This window comes from Streptomyces sp. NPDC001153 (assembly GCF_053598315.1).
Genome location: NZ_JBSFJZ010000004.1, coordinates 176,123 through 195,574 on the forward strand (window position 1 = coordinate 176,123; position 19,452 = coordinate 195,574).

Consider the following 19,452-nt stretch of genomic DNA (forward strand, 5'->3'; position numbering starts at 1 on the left):
GGACATCTAACCTGGAGGCCGTTTTGCCTCGCCCAGTGTACGGGGCAGCGCGTTTCGTCGTCCGCCCCCTCTGCACCAGGTGCTTGTGGTCGCGTGGCAGTTGGGGCACAGCAACCGGAGGTTCTCGCGTCGGTCGTCGCTCCAGTCGCCGCTGATGTGATCGACTTCCAGTGTCATGGGCCACCCGAGCCACTCGGGGCCAACGCCGCACTCATCGCATTGCTCCGGTACGCCCACCTCGCCGAGCGCGCGGCGCAGCAGATGGGTCCGTGCCCGACGCCGACCGTCATGCTTGACCAGGACGTCCTCGGGGCGCTTGGCGCGGTCTGCACAGGTCTTGCCTCGTTGGTGCGCCTGCCCCAGGAAGTGCGCGGTCGAGATGCCCTCTTCAGCGACCCACTGACGCAGCAGCGCGCGCTGAGTTCCGGTGTCGGGGCGCCGAAGTCGGCGAAGTGTCTCGGCGATGGAGATCGACTCGGCGACCGCCGCGCGCAACTCCTCGGGCGCGGGGTGCCCAGGCCTGCCGGAGTGCAGGGCCATGACCTCATCCATGCTCGCGCACTGCTCGGCAGCCTCGGCCAACTGCTCACGGGTGTACTGCACGCCGCTGCTCATACGGCGCCGCCCCGAGAACGGCCCTTGCCGCGCCCTCGGTAATTGTCCGTGGTGGAGTGGCAGTTGGGGCAGAGGAAGCGGAGGTTCTCGATCCGGTTGTCACGCCAGTTCCCGTCGATGTGATCGACCTCCAGCGGGAGCGGACGGCCCCGCCACTCCGGCTCGGTACCGCAGCGAGCACAGCGCTCCGGAACGCCTACGGCCGTCATCGCCCACTTGAGCCTGTCGCTCGGAATGCGCCGGGCCTGGCCGACCGGTTGCTCGACGAGCAGGACCTCCGGCGTTCGGGCGCGCCAGGGCTTTCCTCGCTGGGTCGGCAGCTGGAAGTGCGAGGTGTCGATCCCGTACGCCTTGATCCTGCGGCTGATGTGCGTGTGGTGGCCGCCGACGACCTCCAGACCGAGATGGCGCAGCACCTCGCACATGTTCGTGGAGGCAGCCACGGCCCCCTCAAGCAGTTCCCTCGTCCACTTCACCCCCTCCCTCTCGAAGTGGGAGACATCCACCCCGAGCTTCTTCATCCGCCCCAGGACATAGCGCCGCGTCGAACTCCTCGGATCCACCCCCAACCTCTCCAACGCCTCCGACAACGTCCGCGCCCCGCGAGCCGCTTCCTCCAGCCGTTCCTTGCTGTACGCGCTGGCCCCCATCGAGCCCCCTCCGTTCCGGGCGTGCGTTCGCAGCCCGTACGGAGCAACGAACCGGTTATCGGACAGTCACGCACGGATAGGGAAGGCGGCCCGCACCCGGTCCTCCCGGTGCGGGCCGCCGTCAACAGGCTCAGGCGCTCAGATACCCAGATCCTTGATGATCTTGGCCACATGGCCCGTGGCGCGGACGTTGTAGAGGGCTCGTTCGACCTTGCCCTCCTCGTCGACGACGATCGTGGAGCGGATGACGCCCATGTAGGTCTTGCCGTAGTTCTTCTTCTCGCCGTAGGCGCCGTAGGCCTCGGTGACCTTCTTGTCCGGGTCGGCCAGGAGCGTGACCTTCAGGGACTCCTTCTCGCGGAACTTCGCCAGTTTCTCCGGGGCGTCGGGGCTGATGCCGAGCACGTCGTAGCCGGCGGAGGCCAGGACGTCCAGGTTGTCGGTGAAGTCGCAGGCCTGCTTGGTGCAGCCGGGGGTCAGGGCGGCCGGGTAGAAGTAGACGATGACCTTGCGGCCCTTGTGGGAGGACAGGGAGACCTCGTTGCCGTCGGCGTCGGGGAGGGTGAAGGCGGGGGCCACGTCCCCCGGCTGGAGTCGCTCGCTCATCGGGCCAGGGTAACCGGGGGGCCTTGCGGTGCACCGGGAGGAGAAGCTGACAGACTGTCCGGAACAGCATCAGGAGACTTCGGAGGCCGTACGGTGGCGGACACGTCGGACACCAGAACCCCGGCGCAGATCGAGGCGGACATCAAGCGCCGCCGCGAAGTGCTGGCCGAGACGCTCGACGAGATCGGGGTGCGGGTGCACCCGCAGACGATCATCGGGGACGCCAAGGCCAAGGTCGTCGCCAATATCGATCACACGGTCGGGCGGGCGTACGTGCAGGTCAACCGGGTGGTGAGTGAGGTGCGCGCGCAGTTCGTCGATGAAGAGGGCGGGGTGCGGCTGGAGCGGGTGGTGCCCGTCGCGCTGCTCGCCGTCGGTGTGGTGGGGCTGCTGGCCGTGGGCTCGCGGCGGCGAAAGGGCTGACCCGGGCGCGGCCCGGCGTGGCGAAGGCAGGTAGGTTCGAGGCGTGAGCGCCAACAGAAACCAGCACAGCACCCCCCATCACGACAAGCTTCCGATCCGGATGCTGCACGACCGGGTTCTGGTCAAGCAGGAGACCGGTGAGGGCGAGCGGCGGTCGGGGGGCGGCATTCTGATTCCCGCCACCGCGGCGGTCGGGCGGCGGCTGGCCTGGGCCGAGGTGGTCGCGGTCGGGCAGAACGTACGGACCGTGGAGCCGGGTGACCGGGTTCTGTTCGATCCGGAGGACCGGGCCGAGGTCGAGGTTCGGGGTGTGGCGTACGTGCTCATGCGCGAGCGGGATCTGCACGCCGTGGCCGCGGACCGTTTCGAGGGGTCGGAGGACTCCACGGGTCTGTATCTCTGAGTCGTTCCGGTAATGGGGCTGGTGACCGCGGTCACCGGCCCCTTTGTCGTTTCTTTGCTATGTTCGGAGGCGTCAGCCCGACGAGACGCGCCGTACCGGGATCCCCGACCTTCAGGCAAAGACGACGCACCCCCGTTCAGAGATTCCTTCCGGAGGTGCCTGTCATGGCCTGGGTTCTGCTTGTCGTCGCCGGTCTGCTGGAGGTGGGCTGGTCGATCGGGATGAAGTACAGCGAGGGCTTCACCCGGCTGGTGCCCAGTGTGTTCACGGGCGCCGGGATCGTCGCCAGCATGGTTCTGCTGTCGTACGCCGCGAAGTCGTTGCCCATCGGTACGGCGTACGGCGTGTGGGTGGGCATCGGGGCGGCCGGTGCGGCGGTGCTCGGCATGGTGGTGCTGGGTGAGCCGGTCACCGCCGCCCGGATCTTCTTCGTGTGTCTGCTGCTGGTCGCCGTGGTGGGGCTGAAGGCGACCAGCGCTCACTGAGACGTCACGGGGGCGTCACCGGGGGTCAGATGGCCGGGTCGCCGCCTCCGGCGCCGGCGGCGGTGCCTGTCGTGCCGCCGCCGCCGTCGGTTCCGCCGCCGGTGGTCGTGCCGCCGCCGTTGGTTCCGCCGCCTGTGGTCGTGCCGCCGCCGTTGGTTCCGCCGCCATTGGTCGCGCCGCCCGTGGTCGTGCCGCCGCCGTTGGTCGTGCCGCCGCCGGTCGTGGTGCCACCGGTGGCGGTGCCGGTGCCGCCGGTGGTGGTCGGGCCTCCGGTGGTGGGGGTGCCGGTGGTGCCGCCGGTGGTGGGGCTGGTGGTCGGGCCGCCGGTGGGGGTGCCGGTGGTGCCGCCGGTGTTCTGGCCGGCGGTCGTGCCCGGAGGGGCCGAGCCGGTGGCGCTGGGCGGCTGCGGCTGGTCGGCGCCCTGCTCCAGCTGGAGGTCGAAGTCGGAGGCGGGCTTGTTCTTCAGCGCGTCCGCCGTGTACTGGGCCCAGATCTCGGTGGGCGGGCCGCCGCCGTTCATACGGGGCTGGCCGAGGGCGCCGTACAGCGACATGTGCTTGGCCGTCACCGGGTCCTGGCCCATGACCGAGACCACCGTGGCCAGGTCGGGGGTGTAACCGGCGAACCAGGCGGCGGTGTCGTTCTCGGCGGTACCGGTCTTGCCGGCCGCCGGGCGGCCCGCGGCCTGCGCGGCGGTGGCGGTGCCGCTGTCGACCACGCTCTGCAGGATGGAGGTGGTGGTGTCGGCGGCCTCGCGGCTGACGGCCTGCTTGACCGGCTGCTGGGGCAGCTTGACCGTGTCCGTGCCGTCCTTGGTGATCTTCTCGATCATGGTGTAGGTGCCGTGCCGGCCGTGGTTGGCGAGCGTGGCGTAGGACTCCGCCATGTCCAGCACGCTGGCGGTGGCGGTGCCGAGGGCGATGGACGGGGACGGGTACAGGTCCGGGGTGTCGGAGGGGACGCCGAGGTCGATCGCGGTCTGCTTGACCTTGGACGGGCCGACGTCGGCGGCCATCTGCGCGTAGACGGCGTTCACGGACAGGTCGGTGGCCTTGGTGACGGTGATCTGGCCGTACGACTTCTGGTCCTCGTTCTGCGGGCTGTAGGGCGTGCCGTTCCAGCCCTCAACCTGCCGCTCGTTGGTGCCGTCGTACATGGTGTTCGGGGTGATGGTGCGGCCGTCCTGGGTGGTCGAGGCGTTCTGCACCGCCGAGGTGAAGACGAAGGGCTTGAAGGTGGAGCCGACCTGGAAGTCACCGCGGGTCGCGCCGTTGGTGTACTGCTTCACGTAGTCGATGCCGCCGTACATGGCGACGACCTTGCCGGTCTTCGGGTCGACGGAGGCGCCGCCCGCGCGGACGTACCTGTCCACCTTGTTGTTCTTCTTGTCCAGCTTGGCGATCAGCTGGTCGTTGACCGCCTTGACGAAGGCGTTCTGCCGGCTCTTCTGGATGGTGGTGGTGATGCGGTAGCCGCCGGTCGCGAGCTGGTCGTCGGTGAGGATGTTGTTGGTGGTCAGGTAGTGCTTGACCGCCTCGACGAGGTAGCCGCGCTGGCCGGACATGCCCGTGGAGACCGTCTGCTCCTTCGGCATCGGGAACGTCATCCCGGCGCGCTGGGACTGGCTGAGCCAGCCCTTCTTGACCATGCCGTCCAGGACGTAGTTCCAGCGGGCGACGGCCGCGGCCTTGTTCTCGGGGTGGGCCACGACGTCGTACTCACTGGGGGCGTTGACGAGCGCGGCGAGGTAGGCGGCGCGGGCCGGGTCGAGGTTCTGGGCGTCCACGCCGTAGTAGGCCTGGGCGGCGGACTGGATGCCGTAGGCGTTGCGGCCGAAGTAGCTGGTGTTGAGGTAGCCCTCGAGGATCTCGTCCTTGGACTTGTTGCGGTCCAGTTTGATCGAGATGAAGAACTCCTTGGCCTTGCGGGTGACCGTCTGCTCCTGGCCGAGGTAGTAGTTCTTCACGTACTGCTGGGTGATCGTGGAGCCGGACTGCTTGCCCTTGCCGGTCGCCGTGTTCCAGGCGGCGCGGAGCATCGCCTTGGGGTCGATGGCCGACTCGGAGTAGAAGTCGCGGTCCTCGGCAGCCAGTACGGCGTGCTGGGCGTCCTTGGAGACCTGGGCGAGGCTGACGTTCTCCCGGTTGATCTGGCCGTCGCGGGCGAGCTGGGAGCCGTCGGCGTAGAGGTAGACGTTGGCCTGCTTGGTGGCGAGGGCGTTGGCCGGCGGGATGTTGACCATGGAGTAGCCGAGGAAGAAGAGGCCGACGAGCAGCAGGACGCCGACGACGAAGGTGCCGAGCACCATGCGCCAGGTCGGGATGATCCGCCGCCACCCGGTCCGCTTGGGTCGCTTCGGCTTCCTGCCCGTGCCGGTCCCTGCGGGGGCCGGGCCGTCCGGGGAGGCGGCGAGGGCGGTGCCGGCCTGGCCGGGGGTTGTGCCGGGGGTCTGCCGGGGGGTCTTGCCCCCGGGTCCGCTACGGGGGCCGGGGGTGGCGGCGCCCACCGCGCCCGCGGCGCCTGCCGGGGACGCGTGTGCGGCGGCACCGGCGGCGGCTGCACCGGCCGCCCCGGCTGTCCGGGCGGCTCGGCCGGGGCCGGCGGGCCGCGAGCCGGTCGTGTGGGACGTACGGCCGGTGGCGGCCGGGCTCGTCGCCGGGGAGGCGGGAGAGGCCGGCGAGGCCTGGGGGGCCTGGGAGGCCGCCTTGGCGGGACCGCCGGGCTCACCGGCGCGGGGTCCGCTGACCCGCCGGAGCACCTGCGTGGTCTCGGGCGCCTGGGCCTGCTCACCGGGCTTGCCGGGTTCCTTCGAGGACGCCTGGGGTCCCCGGGGCGGGGTGATGCGCCGGAGCACCTGAGTGCTCTCCGGCGACTGCGGCTCCTCGGGCGCGCGGGCTCCGGGAACCTGCGGCTTCTCCGAGGTGCCCGGGTTGCCGAAAATTTCCCCCTTGCCGGAAACGCTCTGATTGACGGAAGCACCGCGTTTGTCGGATTTTCCGTGCTCGGCCGCCGAAGCCGCACCCGAGGCCGACGCGTTCCCGGACACCGACGCGCCACTGGAGGCCGACGCGCGGCGGGAGTCGGAAGCGCCGCGGGAGTCGGAGGCACCGCGGGAGGGCGAGGCGCCATCAGAAGCCGACGCCCCACGCGAGGCCGAAGCGCCACCAGAGACCGAAGCGCCACCAGAGCCCATGGCCCCACCAGGGGCCGAAGCGTCACCGGAGGCGGAAGCGTCACCGGAGGCGGAAGCGCCGCCGGAGGGCGAGGCGCCACCAGGAGCCGACGCCCCGCGCGAGGCCGAAGCACGGCCCGAGGGCGAAGCGCCCCCAGAGGCCGGCGCACCGCCAGAGGCTGACGCGCCACCAAGCGCCGAAGCCCCACCCGAGGCCCCCACGCCACCCGAGGCCCCCACGCCACCCGAGGCCCCCGCCCTACCCGAGGCCCCCGCGCCATCCGAGGCCGGCGTGTCGCCGGACGGCGGCTCGTCAGTGGGTGCCGTCGGTCCGGGCTGGTCCGTGCGGGCGTCCCGGGCCGCCTGGCGGGCGCGGGCGATGGAGGCCGTGCGGTCCTGGGGCGCGGCAGCGGGACGCTTCCCGGCGGGCGCCTCGTCCGCGGGCTTCCGAGTCTCCGCGCGGTCGCTGTGGGCGCCCTCGGCGTTCCCGGCCCGCGGTGCGCCGGGCTCTGTCGCCCCCTTCACGTCGGCTGCGTTCCTCGTCCCCTTGTCCGGGGCGGCGGCCGTCTCCTCGTGGCCCCCCGGGTCGCCGGGGCCTTCAGCCGGCAGCGGCTTTCTCGGCGGCACGCCTTCGGTCGGCTGCTGCGGCTGCGGCTCGTCGCTCATGTCGTGCACGGACTCCTGTTTCGTCGTACGTTCCGGTACGCCTCGTACGCTCTTCTGCGCCCCCGGTTTGAAGACTCTCGCACCTGGCGTTCCGTTCCCGGATTCCAGCACGCTTCGGGCACGAAATTGCGTGGCCGGTCGCCGGGCCCCGGGACTAGGCTCCTGCGCTTCGGTGTCGAGCGGTCCCGGGAGGTTGACTGGCGTGGGCGCGGGACGGTTGTACGTGGCCGTCGCGGCGGGGGGATTCAGACGGTACGCGACGTATCGGGCCGCCACTGCGGCAGGGGTGTTCACCAACACGGTCTTCGGACTGATCCTCGTCTACACGTACCGCGCCCTGTGGGACGAGCGGCCGCACCTGGGCGGGTGGGATCAGGCACAGGTCGTGACGTACGTGTGGCTGGGGCAGGCGTTCCTGTCGACGCTCGCGATCGGCGGCGGGGGCGTGGAGAACGAGTTGATGGAACGCATCCGTACGGGGGACGTGGCGATCGACCTGTACCGGCCCGCCGACCTGCAGCTGTGGTGGCTGGCGACGGACCTGGGCCGGGCGTTCTTCCAGTTGCTGGGGCGGGGGCTGGTGCCCTTCGTCTTCGGTGCGCTGTGCTTCCCGGTGTACTTGCCGACGGACGTGGGCACCTGGCTCGCCTTCTTCGTCGCCGTTCTGCTGGCGATGATCGTCGGGTTCGGCCTGCGGTACCTGGTGGCGCTCAGCACGTTCTGGTTCCTGGACGGTACGGGTGTGACGCAGATGTCCTGGCTCGTCGGCTACTTCTGCTCGGGCATGCTGCTGCCGCTGAACATCTTCCCGGGGGCGCTCGGTGAGGTCGTACGGGCGCTGCCGTGGTCCTCGCTGCTGCAGGCGCCGGCCCAGATCCTGCTGGGGCAAGCGGATCCGCTGGGCACGTATGTGTTCCAGGGGGCGTGGGCGGTGGTGCTGCTGGGTGCCGGGCGGCTGGTGCAGTCGGCGGCGACGCGCAGGGTGGTGGTCCAGGGTGGGTGAGCACGGCCGGCTGCAGGAGGGGCTGCGGGCCTATCTGATGATCGCCGGGATGTGGATCAGGTCCACGATGACCTACCGCGCCTCGTTCGTGATGACCACGTTCGGCAACTTCTCGGCGACCCTCCTCGACTTCGTCGGGATCATGCTGATGTTCTCGCGGGTGAACGCGCTCGGCGGCTGGTCGCTGCCCGAGGTGGCCTTCCTGTACGGCCTGTCCGGTACGGCCTTCGGTCTGGCCGACCTGGTGATCGGCTCGATGGAGCGGCTGGGGCGGCGGGTGCGCGACGGCACGCTGGACACGCTGCTGGTGCGGCCGGCGCCGGTGCTGGCGCAGGTGGCGGCCGACCAGTTCGCGCTGCGCAGGCTGGGCCGGGTGGTGCAGGGCCTGCTGGTGCTCACCTGGGCGGTGGCGCGGCTGGACATCGCCTGGACGCCGCTGAAGCTGCTGCTGATGCCGGTGGTGGTGGTGAGCGGCTGCGGGATCTTCTGCGCGGTGTTCGTGGCGGGGGCGGCCTTCCAGTTCCTGGCGCAGGACGCCTCGGAGGTGCAGAACGCCTTCACGTACGGCGGTACGACGCTGCTGCAGTATCCGCCGACGGTGTTCGCGAAGGAGCTGGTGCGCGGGGTGACGTTCGTGCTGCCGCTGGCCTTCGTCAACTGGCTGCCCGCTACCTATGTGCTGGGGCGGCCGTATCCGCTGGGGCTGCCCGGGTGGCTGGCGTTCGCTCCGCCGCTGGTGGCGGCGGGGTGCTGCGGGCTGGCGGGGCTGGCCTGGCGGGCGGGACTTCGTTCGTATCGGAGTACAGGGAGCTAGCGCGGTGGCGGACGGCGATTTCATCTCACTGGAGAAGGTCGAGAAGGTCTTCGAGGTGCGCAGGAAGACCGGGTTCCTGAAGCGGGAGCGGCGCGAGGTGCGGGCGGTGGACTCACTCTCGTTCACGGTGGCGCGCGGGGAGATGGTCGGGTACATCGGGCCGAACGGTGCCGGGAAGTCGACCACGATCAAGATGCTGACCGGGATTCTGACGCCGAGTGCGGGCCGGCTGCGGGTGGCGGGCATCGATCCGTCGCGGGAGCGGCGGCGCCTCGCGCACCGGATCGGGGTGGTGTTCGGGCAGCGTACGACCCTGTGGTGGGACCTGCCGCTGATCGACTCCTACCGGCTGGCGCACCGCATGTACCGGATCCCTCAGGCCCGTTACCGCGAGAACCTGGACCGGTGCGTCGAACTGCTGGAGCTGGGCGCCCTGTTGGACGTGCCGGTACGGCAGCTCTCGCTCGGGCAGCGGATGCGCGGGGACATCGCGGCGGCCCTGCTGCACGACCCGGAGGTGCTGTACCTGGACGAGCCGACGATCGGGCTGGATGTCGTGTCGAAGGCGAAGGTCCGTGGTTTCCTGCGGGAGTTGAACGCCGAGCGGGGCACGACCGTGCTGCTGACCACGCACGATCTGCAGGACATCGAGCAGTTGTGCTCGCGGGTGATGGTGATCGACCACGGCCGGCTGGTGTACGACGGTCCGCTCGCGGGGCTGCACGAGGCGGGGGAGAGCGAGCGGACGCTGGTGGTGGACCTGGAGCGGGAACTGCCGCCGGTCGAGGTGCCGTCGGCGCGGGTGGTGCGGGTGGAGGGGCCGCGGCAGTGGCTGGCGTTTCCGGCGGGGCAGTCGGCCGCGCCGCTCGTCGCGTATCTCGCGGCGGAGTATCCGCTGGTGGACCTGTCGGTGCGGGAACCGGACATCGAGGCGGTCATCGCGAAGATGTACGCGGAGAAGGCGGTCTCGTAGGCTTCTGTCATGACCGACGACGCAAGTCCGGACCTCCGGGCGTCCGACAGCGACCGGGAACGGGTCGCCGAGGTCCTGCGGGACGCTCTGGCCGAGGGCCGGCTCGACATGGCGGAGTTCGAGGAGCGGCTGGAGGCGACGTACAAGGCGCGTACGTACGGCGAGCTGACGCCGCTCACCCGCGACCTTCCGGCGTCCGGCATACCGGCGCCCGCCCCCGTCTCCTTCACCAAGGAACCGGTGCAGGACGGGAGCTGGGCGGGGCGGATCGTCGGGGGTGAGGGGTCCTCGGCGGGTGCGGTCGCCATCATGTCGGGCTTTCAGCGCAGGGGTCGCTGGACGGTGCCGAAGCAGTTCAACTGCTTCGCGTTCTGGGGTGGCGGCGAGATCGACCTGCGGGAGGCGGACTTCGCGGACCGCGAGGTCGAGATCAACTGTGTCGCGATCATGGGCGGTGTGCAGGTCATCGTGCCGCCGGGGGTCGAGGTCGTCGTCCGCGGCATCGGCATCATGGGCGGCTTCGACCATCCCCGCGACGACGGCCCGCAGGGGCCGGGCGCTCCGCGGGTGGTCATCGGGGGTCTCGCGTTCTGGGGCGGGGTGGATGTGACCCGCAAGGTCACCCGCGCGGAGCAGCAGCGGCTGAAGGAGCAGCGCCGCCAGGAGAAGCTGGAGCGGCGCCGGGAGCCGGGGCACTGAGAGCACCGGCGTCCGCGGGTGCTGCGGCTACTTCGTGCAGACCTTGGTCAGTTCGCCGGCCGCGTCGGTCACCGGGTTGACGTCCGGGGTCCTGTCGCCGTTCCTGATGGCCGTACGCACGTTCCCCACGGCCTTCCGCAGATCGTCGACCGCCTTGTTGACGTCGGCGTTGTCGGTCCTGTCGCCGATCTTGTCGAGGTTCTTGTCGATGGCGTCGAGGGATCGGCCGGCCTGGGTGGGGTCGTTGGCCGCGTTCTCCACCGCCTGCTGGAGGTCGGTGACGCTGTCGGCGATGGAGTCGGCGGTCTGCACGCAGTCCAGGGCCTTGTTCACGGCGTCGCAGCCGGTGGTGAGGCCGGCGGTGAGCGCGGCGAGCGCCACGGCGGCGACGGCGGTGAGACGGCGTCGGCTGACGGCCATGGTGGTGTTCCCCTCCCGTGGCAGGGCCCCTGTGGCCCGGTAAGGCTGCCGTACCCCTAGGACGCCGGGGAGGGCGCGCGGGTTGCCCGCGCGCCCTCGTCCTTTTGGTCCGCCCTTTACTTCGCGAGCGTTGCTTCGAGGGCCGCGCGCTGGTGGGCGGTGAGCTCGGCGCAGCCGGTGACGGCGAGGTCGAGCAGGGCGTTGAGCTCGTCGCGGGCGAAGGGCTCGGCCTCGGCGGTGCCCTGGACCTCGACGAAGCGGCCGTCGCCGGTGCAGACGACGTTCATGTCGGTCTCGGCGCGCACGTCCTCCTCGTAGCAGAGGTCGAGCAGCGGGATGCCGCCGACGATGCCGACGGAGACGGCGGAGACGGTGCCGGTGAGGGGCTGCCGGCCGGCCTTGATCAGCTTCTTGCGCTGGGCCCAGCCGACGGCGTCGGCGAGGGCGACGTAGGCGCCGGTGATCGCCGCGGTGCGGGTGCCGCCGTCGGCCTGGAGGACGTCGCAGTCGAGGACGATGGTGTTCTCGCCGAGCGCCTTGTAGTCGATGACGGCGCGCAGGGAGCGGCCGATGAGCCGGGAGATCTCGTGCGTACGGCCGCCGATCTTGCCCTTGACGGACTCGCGGTCGCCGCGGGTGTTGGTGGCGCGGGGCAGCATGGCGTACTCCGCGGTGACCCAGCCCTCGCCGCTGCCCTTGCGCCAGCGTGGGACGCCCTCGGTCACGGAGGCGGTGCAGAACACCCTGGTGTCGCCGAAGGAGACGAGGACGGAGCCCTCGGCGTGCTTGCTCCAGCCGCGTTCGATGGTGACCGGGCGGAGCTGTTGGGGGGTACGGCCGTCGATGCGAGACATGGCAAGGAGCCTAGCCGTACATGGTGAAGGGGCTTCTCCCGCCTCGGGAGGAGCCCCTTCGTGAGCTGGCGGGGCTCACATCATGTCTTCGATCTCCGCGGCGATCGGGTCGGCGTCGGTGCCGATGACGACCTGGATGGCGGTGCCCATCTTGACGACGCCGTGGGCGCCGGCGGCCTTCAGGGCGGCCTCGTCGACCAGGGAGGGGTCGGACACCTCGGTGCGCAGCCGGGTGATGCAGCCCTCGATCTCCTCGATGTTGTCGATACCGCCGAGGCCGGCGACGATCTTCTCAGCCTTGCTGGCCATGTCCTGTCTCCCTGAATTCCCTGATGCGAACCGCTTTGTCGCAGTAACCCACAGTTGGCCCATCTTCGCGAGCGGTCATGCCGTGGGTGCCCCATGATGGCGATCACGACAGCGGAACCGTCCGCCGACTGGTCTACACCACAGGGGGTACGGTCGCCAAACCGCGTCCGAGTCGAGTGGCCGGAGGACGCCATGAGTGCCGAGAGCGCATCCGCCGACAGCACGGTCAGCCCGGCAAGGGAGCGCTGGAACCGCCTGTTCCAGGGCCTGCAGAAGATGGGCCGCAGTCTGCAGCTGCCGATCGCGGTGCTGCCGGCGGCGGGCATCCTCAACCGGCTCGGCCAGCCGGACGTGTTCGGCGACCAGGGCCTGGGCTGGACGGCCGTCTCCAAGGTCATGATGGGCGCGGGCGGCGCCCTGCTGGACGGCTCGCTCGGCCTGCCGCTGCTGTTCTGCGTGGGCGTGGCGATCGGCATGGCGAAGAAGGCGGACGGTTCGACGGCGCTCGCCGCGGTGGCGGGCTTTCTCGTCTACTACGGGGTGCTGCACCAGTTCCCGAAGTCCTGCCCCGGCGGTTCCAAGGCGATCCCGCAGGTCGGCTGCCAGGTGAGCGTCGGCGCGGGCACGGGTTCGGTGACGCCGTTCACCTTCCAGAACCCGGGCGTCTTCGGCGGCATCGTCCTGGGACTGCTGGCCGCCTTCCTCTGGGTCCGCTTCCACCGCACCCGGCTCGTGGACTGGCTGGGCTTCTTCAACGGCCGCCGGCTGGTGCCGATCATCATGGCGTTCGTCGCCATCTTCTTCGCGGCGGTGTGCCTGTGGATCTGGCCGCCGATCGGCGCCGGCCTGGAGAGCTTCAGCCGCTGGCTGCGGGACATCGGCTCCTGGGGTGCGGGCGTCTTCGGCGTCGCCAACCGGTCGCTGCTCGTCGTCGGCCTGCACCAGTTCCTGAACGTGCCCATCTGGTTCCAGTTCGGCAGCTACACCAAGCCCGACGGCACGGTGGTGCACGGCGACATCAACATGTTCCTGGCCGGGGACCCGCACGCGGGCCAGTTCACCTCGGGCTTCTTCCCGATCATGATGTTCGCGCTGCCGGCCGCCGCGCTGGCCATCACGCACTGCGCCAGGCCCGGCCGCCGCAAGGAGATCGGCGGGCTGATGCTGTCGGTGGCGCTGACGTCGTTCGTGACGGGCATCACCGAACCGATCGAGTACTCCTTCCTCTTCATCGCGCCCCTGCTCTACGCCGTCCACGCCGTGCTCACCGGTGTCTCGATGGCGGTGACGTGGGGGCTCGGGGTGCACGACGGGTTCAGCTTCTCGGCCGGCCTCATCGACTACGTGATCAACTGGAACCTGGCGACGAAACCCTGGGCGATCATCCCGATCGGCCTGTGCTTCGCGGCGGTGTACTACGCCGTCTTCCGCTTCGCGATCACCAGGTTCGACCTGCGGACACCGGGCCGGGAGCCCGAGGAGGAGGTCGAGGACGTGACCAAGGTCTGACGGCACACGGGGCGTAGCGCAGTCGTAGCGGATTTCGTGGTTCCTTATCCCGCCTTCATCGTGCTACAACAGGTCTACACCACTGGGTGGTGTAGACCAGAGACGCTGCCGTCCCCTTCCATGGTTCCCGGGCGGCGCCCTGCCCCCTGGAGGAACTTGTGACCACGGCGACCGCCGCTCCCGCGGCCGAGAAGAAGAAGGGCGCCGGCGTGATGGCCGTGCTGCAGCGCATCGGCCGCAGCCTGATGCTGCCGGTGGCGGTGCTGCCGGCCGCCGCGCTCCTCGTCCGGCTCGGCAACACCGACATGCTGGGCCGTCCGTCCTTCCCGGCGTTCCTGACGAAGATCGCGTCGTTCATGGCGGCCGGCGGCAACGCGATCCTCGACAACATGCCGCTGCTGTTCGCCGTGGGCATCGCGATCGGCTTCGCGAAGAAGTCGGACGGCTCCACGGCGCTCGCCGCGGTCGTCGGCTACCTCGTCTTCAAGAACGTGCTGGCCACGTTCACCGACAAGAACCTGCCGAAGGTGGCCACGGTCGTCGACGGCAAGATAGTCATGGCCAACGCCCCCGCGGACGCCAAGGTCCTCGGCGGTGTGGTGATGGGTCTCGCCGTCGCGCTGATCTACCAGCGCTTCTACCGCACCAAGCTGCCCGACTGGGCGGGCTTCTTCGGCGGCCGGCGGCTGGTGCCGATCCTGTCGGCACTCGCGGGCCTGGTCCTCGGTATCGTCTTCGGCTACATCTGGCCGGTCCTCGGCACCGGTCTGCACAACTTCGGCGAGTGGCTGGTCGGTTCGGGCGCCGTCGGCGCGGGCATCTTCGGCGTCGCCAACCGTGCGCTGATCCCGATCGGCATGCACCACCTGCTGAACTCCTTCCCCTGGCTGCAGGCGGGCACGTACCACGGCAAGAGCGGTGACATCGCGCGCTTCCTGGCCGGCGACCCGACCGCGGGCCAGTTCATGACCGGCTTCTTCCCGATCATGATGTTCGGCCTGCCGGCCGCCTGCCTGGCGATCGTGCACTGCGCCCGCCCGGAGCGCCGCAAGGTCGTCGGCGGCATGATGCTCTCGCTCGCCCTGACCAGCTTCGTCACCGGCGTCACCGAGCCGATCGAGTTCACCTTCATGTTCATCGCGCCGGCCCTGTACGCCATCCACGCGGTCCTCACCGGCGTCTCCATGGCGCTGACCTGGGCGCTGGGCATGAAGGACGGCTTCGGCTTCTCCGCCGGCGCGATCGACTACTTCCTGAACCTGGGCATCGCGCACAACCCGTGGGGCCTGGCGCTGATCGGCCTCTGCTTCGGCGCCGTCTACTACGTCGTCTTCCGCTTCGCGATCACCAGGTTCAACCTGCCCACACCGGGCCGGGAGTCGGACGAGGAACTCGCCGAACTCCAGAAGGCCGAGGCCAAGTAGCACTCTCGGGCCACGACCCGACACCGGATTCCCCGGCCACCACCGCACGGCCGGGGAATCCGGCGTTCCCGCACAGGGCGCGGACGCCACCTGCCGCCCGGACGCGATCTCGTCGTCTCGCCCGTGATCGCCGACCGCGGCGACCCGAGAAGGTGCGAAGGTGCGCTCGACGCTCGCGCTCGCCGGCGGGGTCGGCGGCCGGCCCCGCCCGGTCGGCTAGATCTCGTACGTCGTGCGTGGCACGGCCAGTTCCACCGGGCCTGCGAACACCTCGCGCGCGTCGCGGAGGTTGACCTCCGGGTCGGTCCACGGCGGAATGTGGGTGAGCACCAGGCGCCGCGCACCCGCCCGCGCGGCCGTCTCGCCCGCCTCGCGACCGTTGAGATGCAGGTCGGGGATGTTCTCCTTGCCGTGCGTGAACGCGGCCTCGCACAGGAACAGGTCGGTGTCCCGGGCCAGCTCGTCCAGCGCCTCGGTGACCCCCGTGTCGCCGGAGTACGTCATGGACCGCCCGCCGTGCTCGACGCGGATGGCGTACGCCTCCACGGGATGGCGGACCCGCTCGGTGTGCACCGTGAACGGGCCGATCTCGAACGTGGACGGCTTGAGCGTGTGGAAGTCGAAGACCTCGCTCATCGCGGAGGCGGAGGGCGTGTCGTCGTACGCGGTGGTCAGGCGGTGTTCGGTGCCCTCGGGGCCGTAGACCGGTATCGGGGCGCAGCGGCCGCCGTCGTGGCGGTAGAAGCGCGCGACGAAGTACCCGAGCATGTCGATGCAGTGATCGGGGTGCAGATGGCTCAGAAAGATCGCGTCGAGGTCGTAGAGACCGCAGTGGCGCTGCAGCTCGCCCAGGGCGCCGTTGCCCATGTCGAGAAGCAGCCGGAAGCCGTCGGCCTCGAGGAGGTAGCTCGAGCAGGCCGATTCCGCGGACGGGAACGACCCCGAGCAGCCGACGACGGTGAGCTTCATGAAGCAGAAACCTCCGTTGGCGGAAAGATCGAACGGCAAGATCGAAAGGGCAGGAAACGGGGGTCGTGCGGTTCGTCGAGCGTAAGGCGCGAAAGCGCGGGTCGCTCCTCCGCCAGGGGCCGTTGTGGGCGAACTCACCTGCGCTGTCACCGGTTCGGCTGGACCGGGGGGCGTAGAAGGATCCGCAGAGGGCGCGCAATCCTCGGCGCGCGCCGGTAACGTCGTCGTATGGACACGTCCTGGTGGCTGGCACTCGCGGCGGTGATACTGCTCGCGCTGGTCGCCACGCTCGTCGACGGCTGGGGGCGCGGCCGCCGGTACGCCGGACGGCGCCTGAGGCCGCTCGGCCGCGCGGGAACCCGCCCGGCGCGGGCCGCCCGGCCGGCCCCCGGGGACATCTGGTGGGCGGACGTCCCCTACGAGGACCGCGCCGACGCCAAGGACCGGCCGTGCCTGGTGCTGGCCGTGCGCGGGAACCGGGCCACGGTCGCCAAGATCACCAGCAAGTACCACGACGAGCGCGCGGGCGTGATCCCGCTGCCGCCGGGCGCCGTCGGTGACGCCCGGGGCCGGCCGAGCTTCCTGGAGACCGACGAGCTGCGCGAGGTGCCGGTGGGCGACTTCCGGCGCCGGGTGGGTGTGGTGGACCCGGTGCTGTGGGACCAGGTGCGGCACCTGGCCGGCTGATCACTTCACGTTCACCGTCACCGTCCACTCCTGGATGCCCTTGCAGGACATCTGGCCGGGCGCCGTCGGCTGGGCACACAGCGGCCGGGAGGACGTCAGTTTCTCGGTTCCCGTGGCCACCGCCCGGTACGCGGCCGTGGCCTGGCCCGGCAGGATGACGAAGCCCGCGTTGATGCCCCGCAGGGCCGTGCCGCTGGCCGTGACCGGCTTCCACGGCCGGGACTTGCTGCCCTCCAGGGTCAGACGGACCTCGCCGCCCTTGGCCACGCACACGGTACGGCCGCTGTCGGCGGCCTTGAGCTGGACGAGGGGGGCGCAGCCGGCGCCGCTCGGGGACGCGGACGGTGAGACCTTGCCGGACGGTGAGACCTTGCCGGACGGTGAGACCTTGCCGTCACCGCCGCCGGTGGCCTTGCCGCTCTGGGAGCCGCAGCCGGCGAGCAGCAGCGCGGTGGCCGCGAGGGCGCAGAGGGTCGTACGGCGCATGGGGGTGGGGCGCATGGGGGTTCGCCTTTCTGCCGTGGCCGTGAGGGGTCGGCCGCCTGGTGCAGATGTGACGTGCCGGCTGTCAAAAAGGATCCCGCACGCGGACGGTTTCCGCGTGCGGGATCCGGGGCCGTTCGGAGGATCAGCCGGTCGTCAGGGCGGTGTCGTCCACGACGAAGCTGGTCTGCAGCGAGGAGTCCTCCACGCCGTTGAACTTCAGGGTGACCGTCTGGCCCGCCAGCGAGGACAGGTCGAGGGTCTTCTGCGCGTACCCGGAGTTCGCGTTGAGGTTCGAGTACGTCGCCAGGGTGGTCGAACCGGCGGTCACGGTCAGCTTGTCGTACGCGGTGCTGCCGGTCTCGGCGGTGTCGACGTGCAGGTAGAAGGTCAGCGTGGCCTTGCAGCCGGCCGGGATCGTCACCGACTGGGACAGGCTGTCGGTGTGCGAGGAGCCGTAGCCGTCGAGCCAGGCGTAGTACGAGCCGCCGTGGGCCGCCTCACCGGTGTCGTTGGTGATGACGCCGCTGGAAGCGCTCCAGCCGGTGTTGCCGGACTCGAAGCCCGGGTTGGCCAGCAGCTGGGAGGAGGTGCAGCCGCCACCGCCGGAGCCGACGGTCCAGGTGAAGGAGGTCGAGCCGGAGGCGCCGGTGGAGTCCTGCGCGGTGACCGTCACCTGGTAGGTACCCGCGGTGGACGCCGTACCGGAGATCAGGCCGGTGGAGCTGTTGATGGACAGCCCGGTCGGCAGGCCGCTCGCGCTGTAGGTGAGGGCCGCGCCCGCGCTGTCGGTGGCCTGGATCTGCAGGCTGACCGAGCCGCCCGCGGTGGTGGACTGGCTGCCGGGGTTGGTGACGCTCACCGTGTTGCCGCCGGTGCTGCCGCCGGCGGTGAAGGCGGTGGTGCCGTTCGGGGTGCCCCAGCCGGTCGGGCCGTCGTAGCCGGTGCGGGCGGTGCAGAAGTACGAGGTGGAGCAGGAGCCGTTGGAGCCGCTGGTCACGTCGTACAGGTTGGAGGTGTGGGAGTACGGGTACTTCGCCGGGTAGTCGCTCGCGCCCGGGGTGCCCGCGAGGGCGTAGACGGAGGCGATGATCGGCGAGGAGGCGCTGGTGCCGCCGACGACGCCCCAGCCGGAGCCGCCGTAGGTGTCGTAGACCGCCACGCCGGTGGCCGGGTCGGCGACCGCGGAGACATCGGCCTCCATGCGCTTGGAGCAGCCGGTGTCGGTCTGCCAGCTCGGCTTCGGGTCGTAGGCCGAGCAGCCGGAGCCGGTGCCCTCGGTGGAGTTGGTGTACCAGACGGACTCGCTCCAGCCCCGGGAGTTGGAGGACTGGGAGAGCGCGGTGCCGCCGACGGCGGTCACGTACTGGGAGGTCGCCGGGTACTCGGCGCCGTAGGCGGAGTCACCCGAGGAGACCGTGATCGCGACACCCGGGTGCTTGAAGTACGAGGTGTCCTCGCTGGTCTGCGAGGACGACTCGGAGCCGCCCCAGCTGTTGGAGACGAACTTGGCGCCGAGCGAGACCGCCTCGTTCTCGGCGATGCCGAGGTCGGTGTCGTTGGCGGAGTTGGCCTCGACCAGGATGATGCTGCAGTTCGGGCAGACGGCGCTGACCATGTCGAGGTCGAGCATCTCTTCACCGGCCCAGCCGGTGTCGTTGGTCGGCAGCGAGGTGGTGGAACCGGTCTGGCTGACCTGCTTGAAGCAGCCGTTGGCCTTGGTGCAGGACGACAGGCCGTACGTGGAACGGTAGGTGGCCAGGTCCGACTCGGCGTTGGGGTCGTTGTAGGCGTCGACGATGGCGACGGTCATGCCCGAACCGCCCGTGGTGGGCAGGTTGTAGGCGCTGTGCAGGTTGGCCGGGGAGAGGCCGGAGGGCGCGGCGGCGGCGAGCGCCGAGGCGAGGCGCTGCTTGATGTCCGTGCGGCGCTGGGCGAAACAGGACGCGTAGCCCGGCCTGGCCTGGGCGCACAGGTGCTCGGTCGGCACCTTCTGGCCGGCCTTGCCGGTGGAGTGGAAGGTCTGCCGCTTCGGGTCGGTCAGCGCCTTGGCGTTCTGTGTGACCTTGGTGGTGTGCGGGTGCGCGCTGGTGGGCTGCGCCCCTGCCGTGGGCGCCGCGGTGAATCCGGCGACGGTCAGGGCGAGGGCGGGGAAGGCGACGGCGACGAGTCTTCGCAGACTCCGTCTCCGGCTGCTCGGGCGTGACTCACGCATGGGGTACTGCCTCCGGTTGACGTGGGGATTCGCACTGGATTGGCAGGCCCGTGACGCGCGTAGCGGCGGCAGA

20 protein-coding genes are annotated in these 19,452 nt (G+C 70.5%); 10 read left to right on the forward strand and 10 right to left on the reverse strand.

The annotated features are described in order from the left end of the window. Window positions 1-6: 6 nt before the first annotated feature. The 3 genes from ACWDEN_RS06095 to bcp form a co-directional block, all read right to left on the reverse strand. Window positions 7-615 carry an HNH endonuclease gene (locus tag ACWDEN_RS06095; protein WP_450857535.1) on the reverse strand — a complete coding sequence of 203 codons (609 nt, stop codon included), beginning with the start codon at window positions 613-615 and terminating at the stop codon, window positions 7-9. Beyond that, entirely contained in the window at window positions 612-1,265 is a 654-nt protein-coding gene (locus tag ACWDEN_RS06100) for an HNH endonuclease signature motif containing protein (RefSeq protein ID WP_351613980.1), read from the reverse strand. The genes ACWDEN_RS06095 and ACWDEN_RS06100 overlap by 4 nt, the downstream gene beginning before the upstream one ends. A 138-nt stretch (window positions 1,266-1,403) precedes the next feature. Then, window positions 1,404-1,871 (reverse strand): thioredoxin-dependent thiol peroxidase, encoded by a 468-nt coding sequence (gene bcp / locus ACWDEN_RS06105; protein ID WP_351613978.1) that lies wholly within the window; start codon window positions 1,869-1,871, stop codon window positions 1,404-1,406. 93 nt (window positions 1,872-1,964) lie between these two features. Between bcp and ACWDEN_RS06110 the strand changes: the two genes are divergently transcribed. The 3 genes from ACWDEN_RS06110 to sugE all read left to right on the forward strand — a co-directional run bounded on the left by ACWDEN_RS06110 (window position 1,965) and on the right by sugE (window position 3,182). Further along, the gene (locus ACWDEN_RS06110; RefSeq protein WP_351613975.1) at window positions 1,965-2,294 is read left to right on the forward strand and encodes a DUF3618 domain-containing protein; all 330 of its coding nucleotides are present in this window, start codon (window positions 1,965-1,967) and stop codon (window positions 2,292-2,294) included. A 43-nt stretch (window positions 2,295-2,337) separates the two neighbouring features. After that, window positions 2,338-2,697 carry a GroES family chaperonin gene (locus ACWDEN_RS06115; protein ID WP_031159553.1) on the forward strand — a complete coding sequence of 120 codons (360 nt, stop codon included), beginning with the start codon at window positions 2,338-2,340 and terminating at the stop codon, window positions 2,695-2,697. A gap of 164 nt (window positions 2,698-2,861) precedes the next feature. Beyond that, complete coding sequence (gene sugE, locus ACWDEN_RS06120; protein ID WP_351613972.1) at window positions 2,862-3,182, forward strand: quaternary ammonium compound efflux SMR transporter SugE; 321 nt, start codon at window positions 2,862-2,864, stop codon at window positions 3,180-3,182. A gap of 25 nt (window positions 3,183-3,207) precedes the next feature. On the opposite strand, the gene ACWDEN_RS06125 is transcribed toward sugE, so the two are convergent. Beyond that, window positions 3,208-6,036 (reverse strand): transglycosylase domain-containing protein, encoded by a 2,829-nt coding sequence (locus ACWDEN_RS06125; RefSeq protein ID WP_450857647.1) that lies wholly within the window; start codon window positions 6,034-6,036, stop codon window positions 3,208-3,210. Window positions 6,037-7,222: 1,186 nt separating this feature from the next. On the opposite strand from ACWDEN_RS06125, the gene ACWDEN_RS06130 reads away from it, so the two are divergent. From ACWDEN_RS06130 to ACWDEN_RS06145, 4 genes are read left to right on the forward strand one after another with little or no spacing between them, the layout of a single operon-like run. After that, window positions 7,223-8,023, forward strand: coding sequence for an ABC transporter permease (locus tag ACWDEN_RS06130; protein WP_450857538.1), 801 nt, complete (start codon window positions 7,223-7,225; stop codon window positions 8,021-8,023). Window positions 8,024-8,060: 37 nt separating this feature from the next. After that, window positions 8,061-8,837: an ABC transporter permease gene (locus ACWDEN_RS06135; protein WP_351619786.1), complete on the forward strand. Its 777-nt coding sequence runs from the start codon at window positions 8,061-8,063 to the stop codon at window positions 8,835-8,837. 4 nt (window positions 8,838-8,841) lie between these two features. Beyond that, entirely contained in the window at window positions 8,842-9,810 is a 969-nt protein-coding gene (locus tag ACWDEN_RS06140) for an ABC transporter ATP-binding protein (RefSeq protein ID WP_351619724.1), read from the forward strand. Window positions 9,811-9,819: 9 nt separating this feature from the next. Continuing rightward, entirely contained in the window at window positions 9,820-10,509 is a 690-nt protein-coding gene (locus ACWDEN_RS06145; RefSeq protein WP_450857541.1) for a DUF1707 SHOCT-like domain-containing protein, read from the forward strand. A 27-nt stretch (window positions 10,510-10,536) separates the two neighbouring features. Here the strand turns inward: ACWDEN_RS06145 and ACWDEN_RS06150 are convergent, their stop codons facing one another. The 3 genes from ACWDEN_RS06150 to ACWDEN_RS06160 all read right to left on the reverse strand — a co-directional run bounded on the left by ACWDEN_RS06150 (window position 10,537) and on the right by ACWDEN_RS06160 (window position 12,092). Further along, window positions 10,537-10,929, reverse strand: a complete 393-nt coding sequence (locus ACWDEN_RS06150) for a hypothetical protein (protein WP_450857543.1) — start codon at window positions 10,927-10,929, stop codon at window positions 10,537-10,539. Between the two features lie 116 nt (window positions 10,930-11,045). Further along, entirely contained in the window at window positions 11,046-11,783 is a 738-nt protein-coding gene (gene rph, locus ACWDEN_RS06155) for a ribonuclease PH (protein WP_450857545.1), read from the reverse strand. 75 nt (window positions 11,784-11,858) lie between these two features. After that, entirely contained in the window at window positions 11,859-12,092 is a 234-nt protein-coding gene (locus ACWDEN_RS06160; protein WP_030782705.1) for a glucose PTS transporter subunit EIIB, read from the reverse strand. 192 nt (window positions 12,093-12,284) lie between these two features. Here ACWDEN_RS06160 and ACWDEN_RS06165 point away from each other — a divergent pair, with 192 nt between their 5' ends. Beyond that, window positions 12,285-13,601, forward strand: a complete 1,317-nt coding sequence (locus ACWDEN_RS06165) for a PTS transporter subunit EIIC (RefSeq protein WP_450857547.1) — start codon at window positions 12,285-12,287, stop codon at window positions 13,599-13,601. A 158-nt stretch (window positions 13,602-13,759) separates the two neighbouring features. Further along, window positions 13,760-15,025 carry a PTS transporter subunit EIIC gene (locus ACWDEN_RS06170; RefSeq protein WP_351619738.1) on the forward strand — a complete coding sequence of 422 codons (1,266 nt, stop codon included), beginning with the start codon at window positions 13,760-13,762 and terminating at the stop codon, window positions 15,023-15,025. A 216-nt stretch (window positions 15,026-15,241) separates the two neighbouring features. On the opposite strand, the gene ACWDEN_RS06175 is transcribed toward ACWDEN_RS06170, so the two are convergent. Further along, on the reverse strand, window positions 15,242-15,994 hold the full coding sequence (locus ACWDEN_RS06175; protein ID WP_351619741.1) for an MBL fold metallo-hydrolase: 753 nt from the start codon (window positions 15,992-15,994) through the stop codon (window positions 15,242-15,244). A gap of 228 nt (window positions 15,995-16,222) precedes the next feature. Here ACWDEN_RS06175 and ACWDEN_RS06180 point away from each other — a divergent pair, with 228 nt between their 5' ends. Continuing rightward, window positions 16,223-16,681: a type II toxin-antitoxin system PemK/MazF family toxin gene (locus ACWDEN_RS06180; protein WP_351619743.1), complete on the forward strand. Its 459-nt coding sequence runs from the start codon at window positions 16,223-16,225 to the stop codon at window positions 16,679-16,681. Here ACWDEN_RS06180 and ACWDEN_RS06185 read toward each other — a convergent pair whose 3' ends face one another. Beyond that, window positions 16,682-17,182, reverse strand: a complete 501-nt coding sequence (locus tag ACWDEN_RS06185; RefSeq protein ID WP_351619746.1) for a hypothetical protein — start codon at window positions 17,180-17,182, stop codon at window positions 16,682-16,684. Between the two features lie 127 nt (window positions 17,183-17,309). Continuing rightward, window positions 17,310-19,379: a putative Ig domain-containing protein gene (locus ACWDEN_RS06190; protein WP_351619749.1), complete on the reverse strand. Its 2,070-nt coding sequence runs from the start codon at window positions 19,377-19,379 to the stop codon at window positions 17,310-17,312. Window positions 19,380-19,452: the final 73 nt, after the last annotated feature.

Excerpts from the sequence above, each read along its gene's own strand:
- ACWDEN_RS06190 (WP_351619749.1), bottom strand. The coding sequence starts at position 19,379 with ATGCGTGAGTCACGCCCGAGCAGCCGGAGACGGAGTCTGCGAAGACTC.
- ACWDEN_RS06095 (WP_450857535.1), bottom strand. The coding sequence starts at position 615 with ATGAGCAGCGGCGTGCAGTACACCCGTGAGCAGTTGGCCGAGGCTGCC.
- ACWDEN_RS06185 (WP_351619746.1), bottom strand. The coding sequence starts at position 17,182 with ATGCGCCCCACCCCCATGCGCCGTACGACCCTCTGCGCCCTCGCGGCC.
- bcp (WP_351613978.1), bottom strand. The coding sequence starts at position 1,871 with ATGAGCGAGCGACTCCAGCCGGGGGACGTGGCCCCCGCCTTCACCCTC.
- ACWDEN_RS06175 (WP_351619741.1), bottom strand. The coding sequence starts at position 15,994 with ATGAAGCTCACCGTCGTCGGCTGCTCGGGGTCGTTCCCGTCCGCGGAA.
- sugE (WP_351613972.1), top strand. The coding sequence starts at position 2,862 with ATGGCCTGGGTTCTGCTTGTCGTCGCCGGTCTGCTGGAGGTGGGCTGG.
- ACWDEN_RS06135 (WP_351619786.1), top strand. The coding sequence starts at position 8,061 with ATGATCGCCGGGATGTGGATCAGGTCCACGATGACCTACCGCGCCTCG.
- rph (WP_450857545.1), bottom strand. The coding sequence starts at position 11,783 with ATGTCTCGCATCGACGGCCGTACCCCCCAACAGCTCCGCCCGGTCACC.
- ACWDEN_RS06160 (WP_030782705.1), bottom strand. The coding sequence starts at position 12,092 with ATGGCCAGCAAGGCTGAGAAGATCGTCGCCGGCCTCGGCGGTATCGAC.
- ACWDEN_RS06100 (WP_351613980.1), bottom strand. The coding sequence starts at position 1,265 with ATGGGGGCCAGCGCGTACAGCAAGGAACGGCTGGAGGAAGCGGCTCGC.
- ACWDEN_RS06165 (WP_450857547.1), top strand. The coding sequence starts at position 12,285 with ATGAGTGCCGAGAGCGCATCCGCCGACAGCACGGTCAGCCCGGCAAGG.
- ACWDEN_RS06150 (WP_450857543.1), bottom strand. The coding sequence starts at position 10,929 with ATGGCCGTCAGCCGACGCCGTCTCACCGCCGTCGCCGCCGTGGCGCTC.
- ACWDEN_RS06145 (WP_450857541.1), top strand. The coding sequence starts at position 9,820 with ATGACCGACGACGCAAGTCCGGACCTCCGGGCGTCCGACAGCGACCGG.
- ACWDEN_RS06180 (WP_351619743.1), top strand. The coding sequence starts at position 16,223 with ATGGACACGTCCTGGTGGCTGGCACTCGCGGCGGTGATACTGCTCGCG.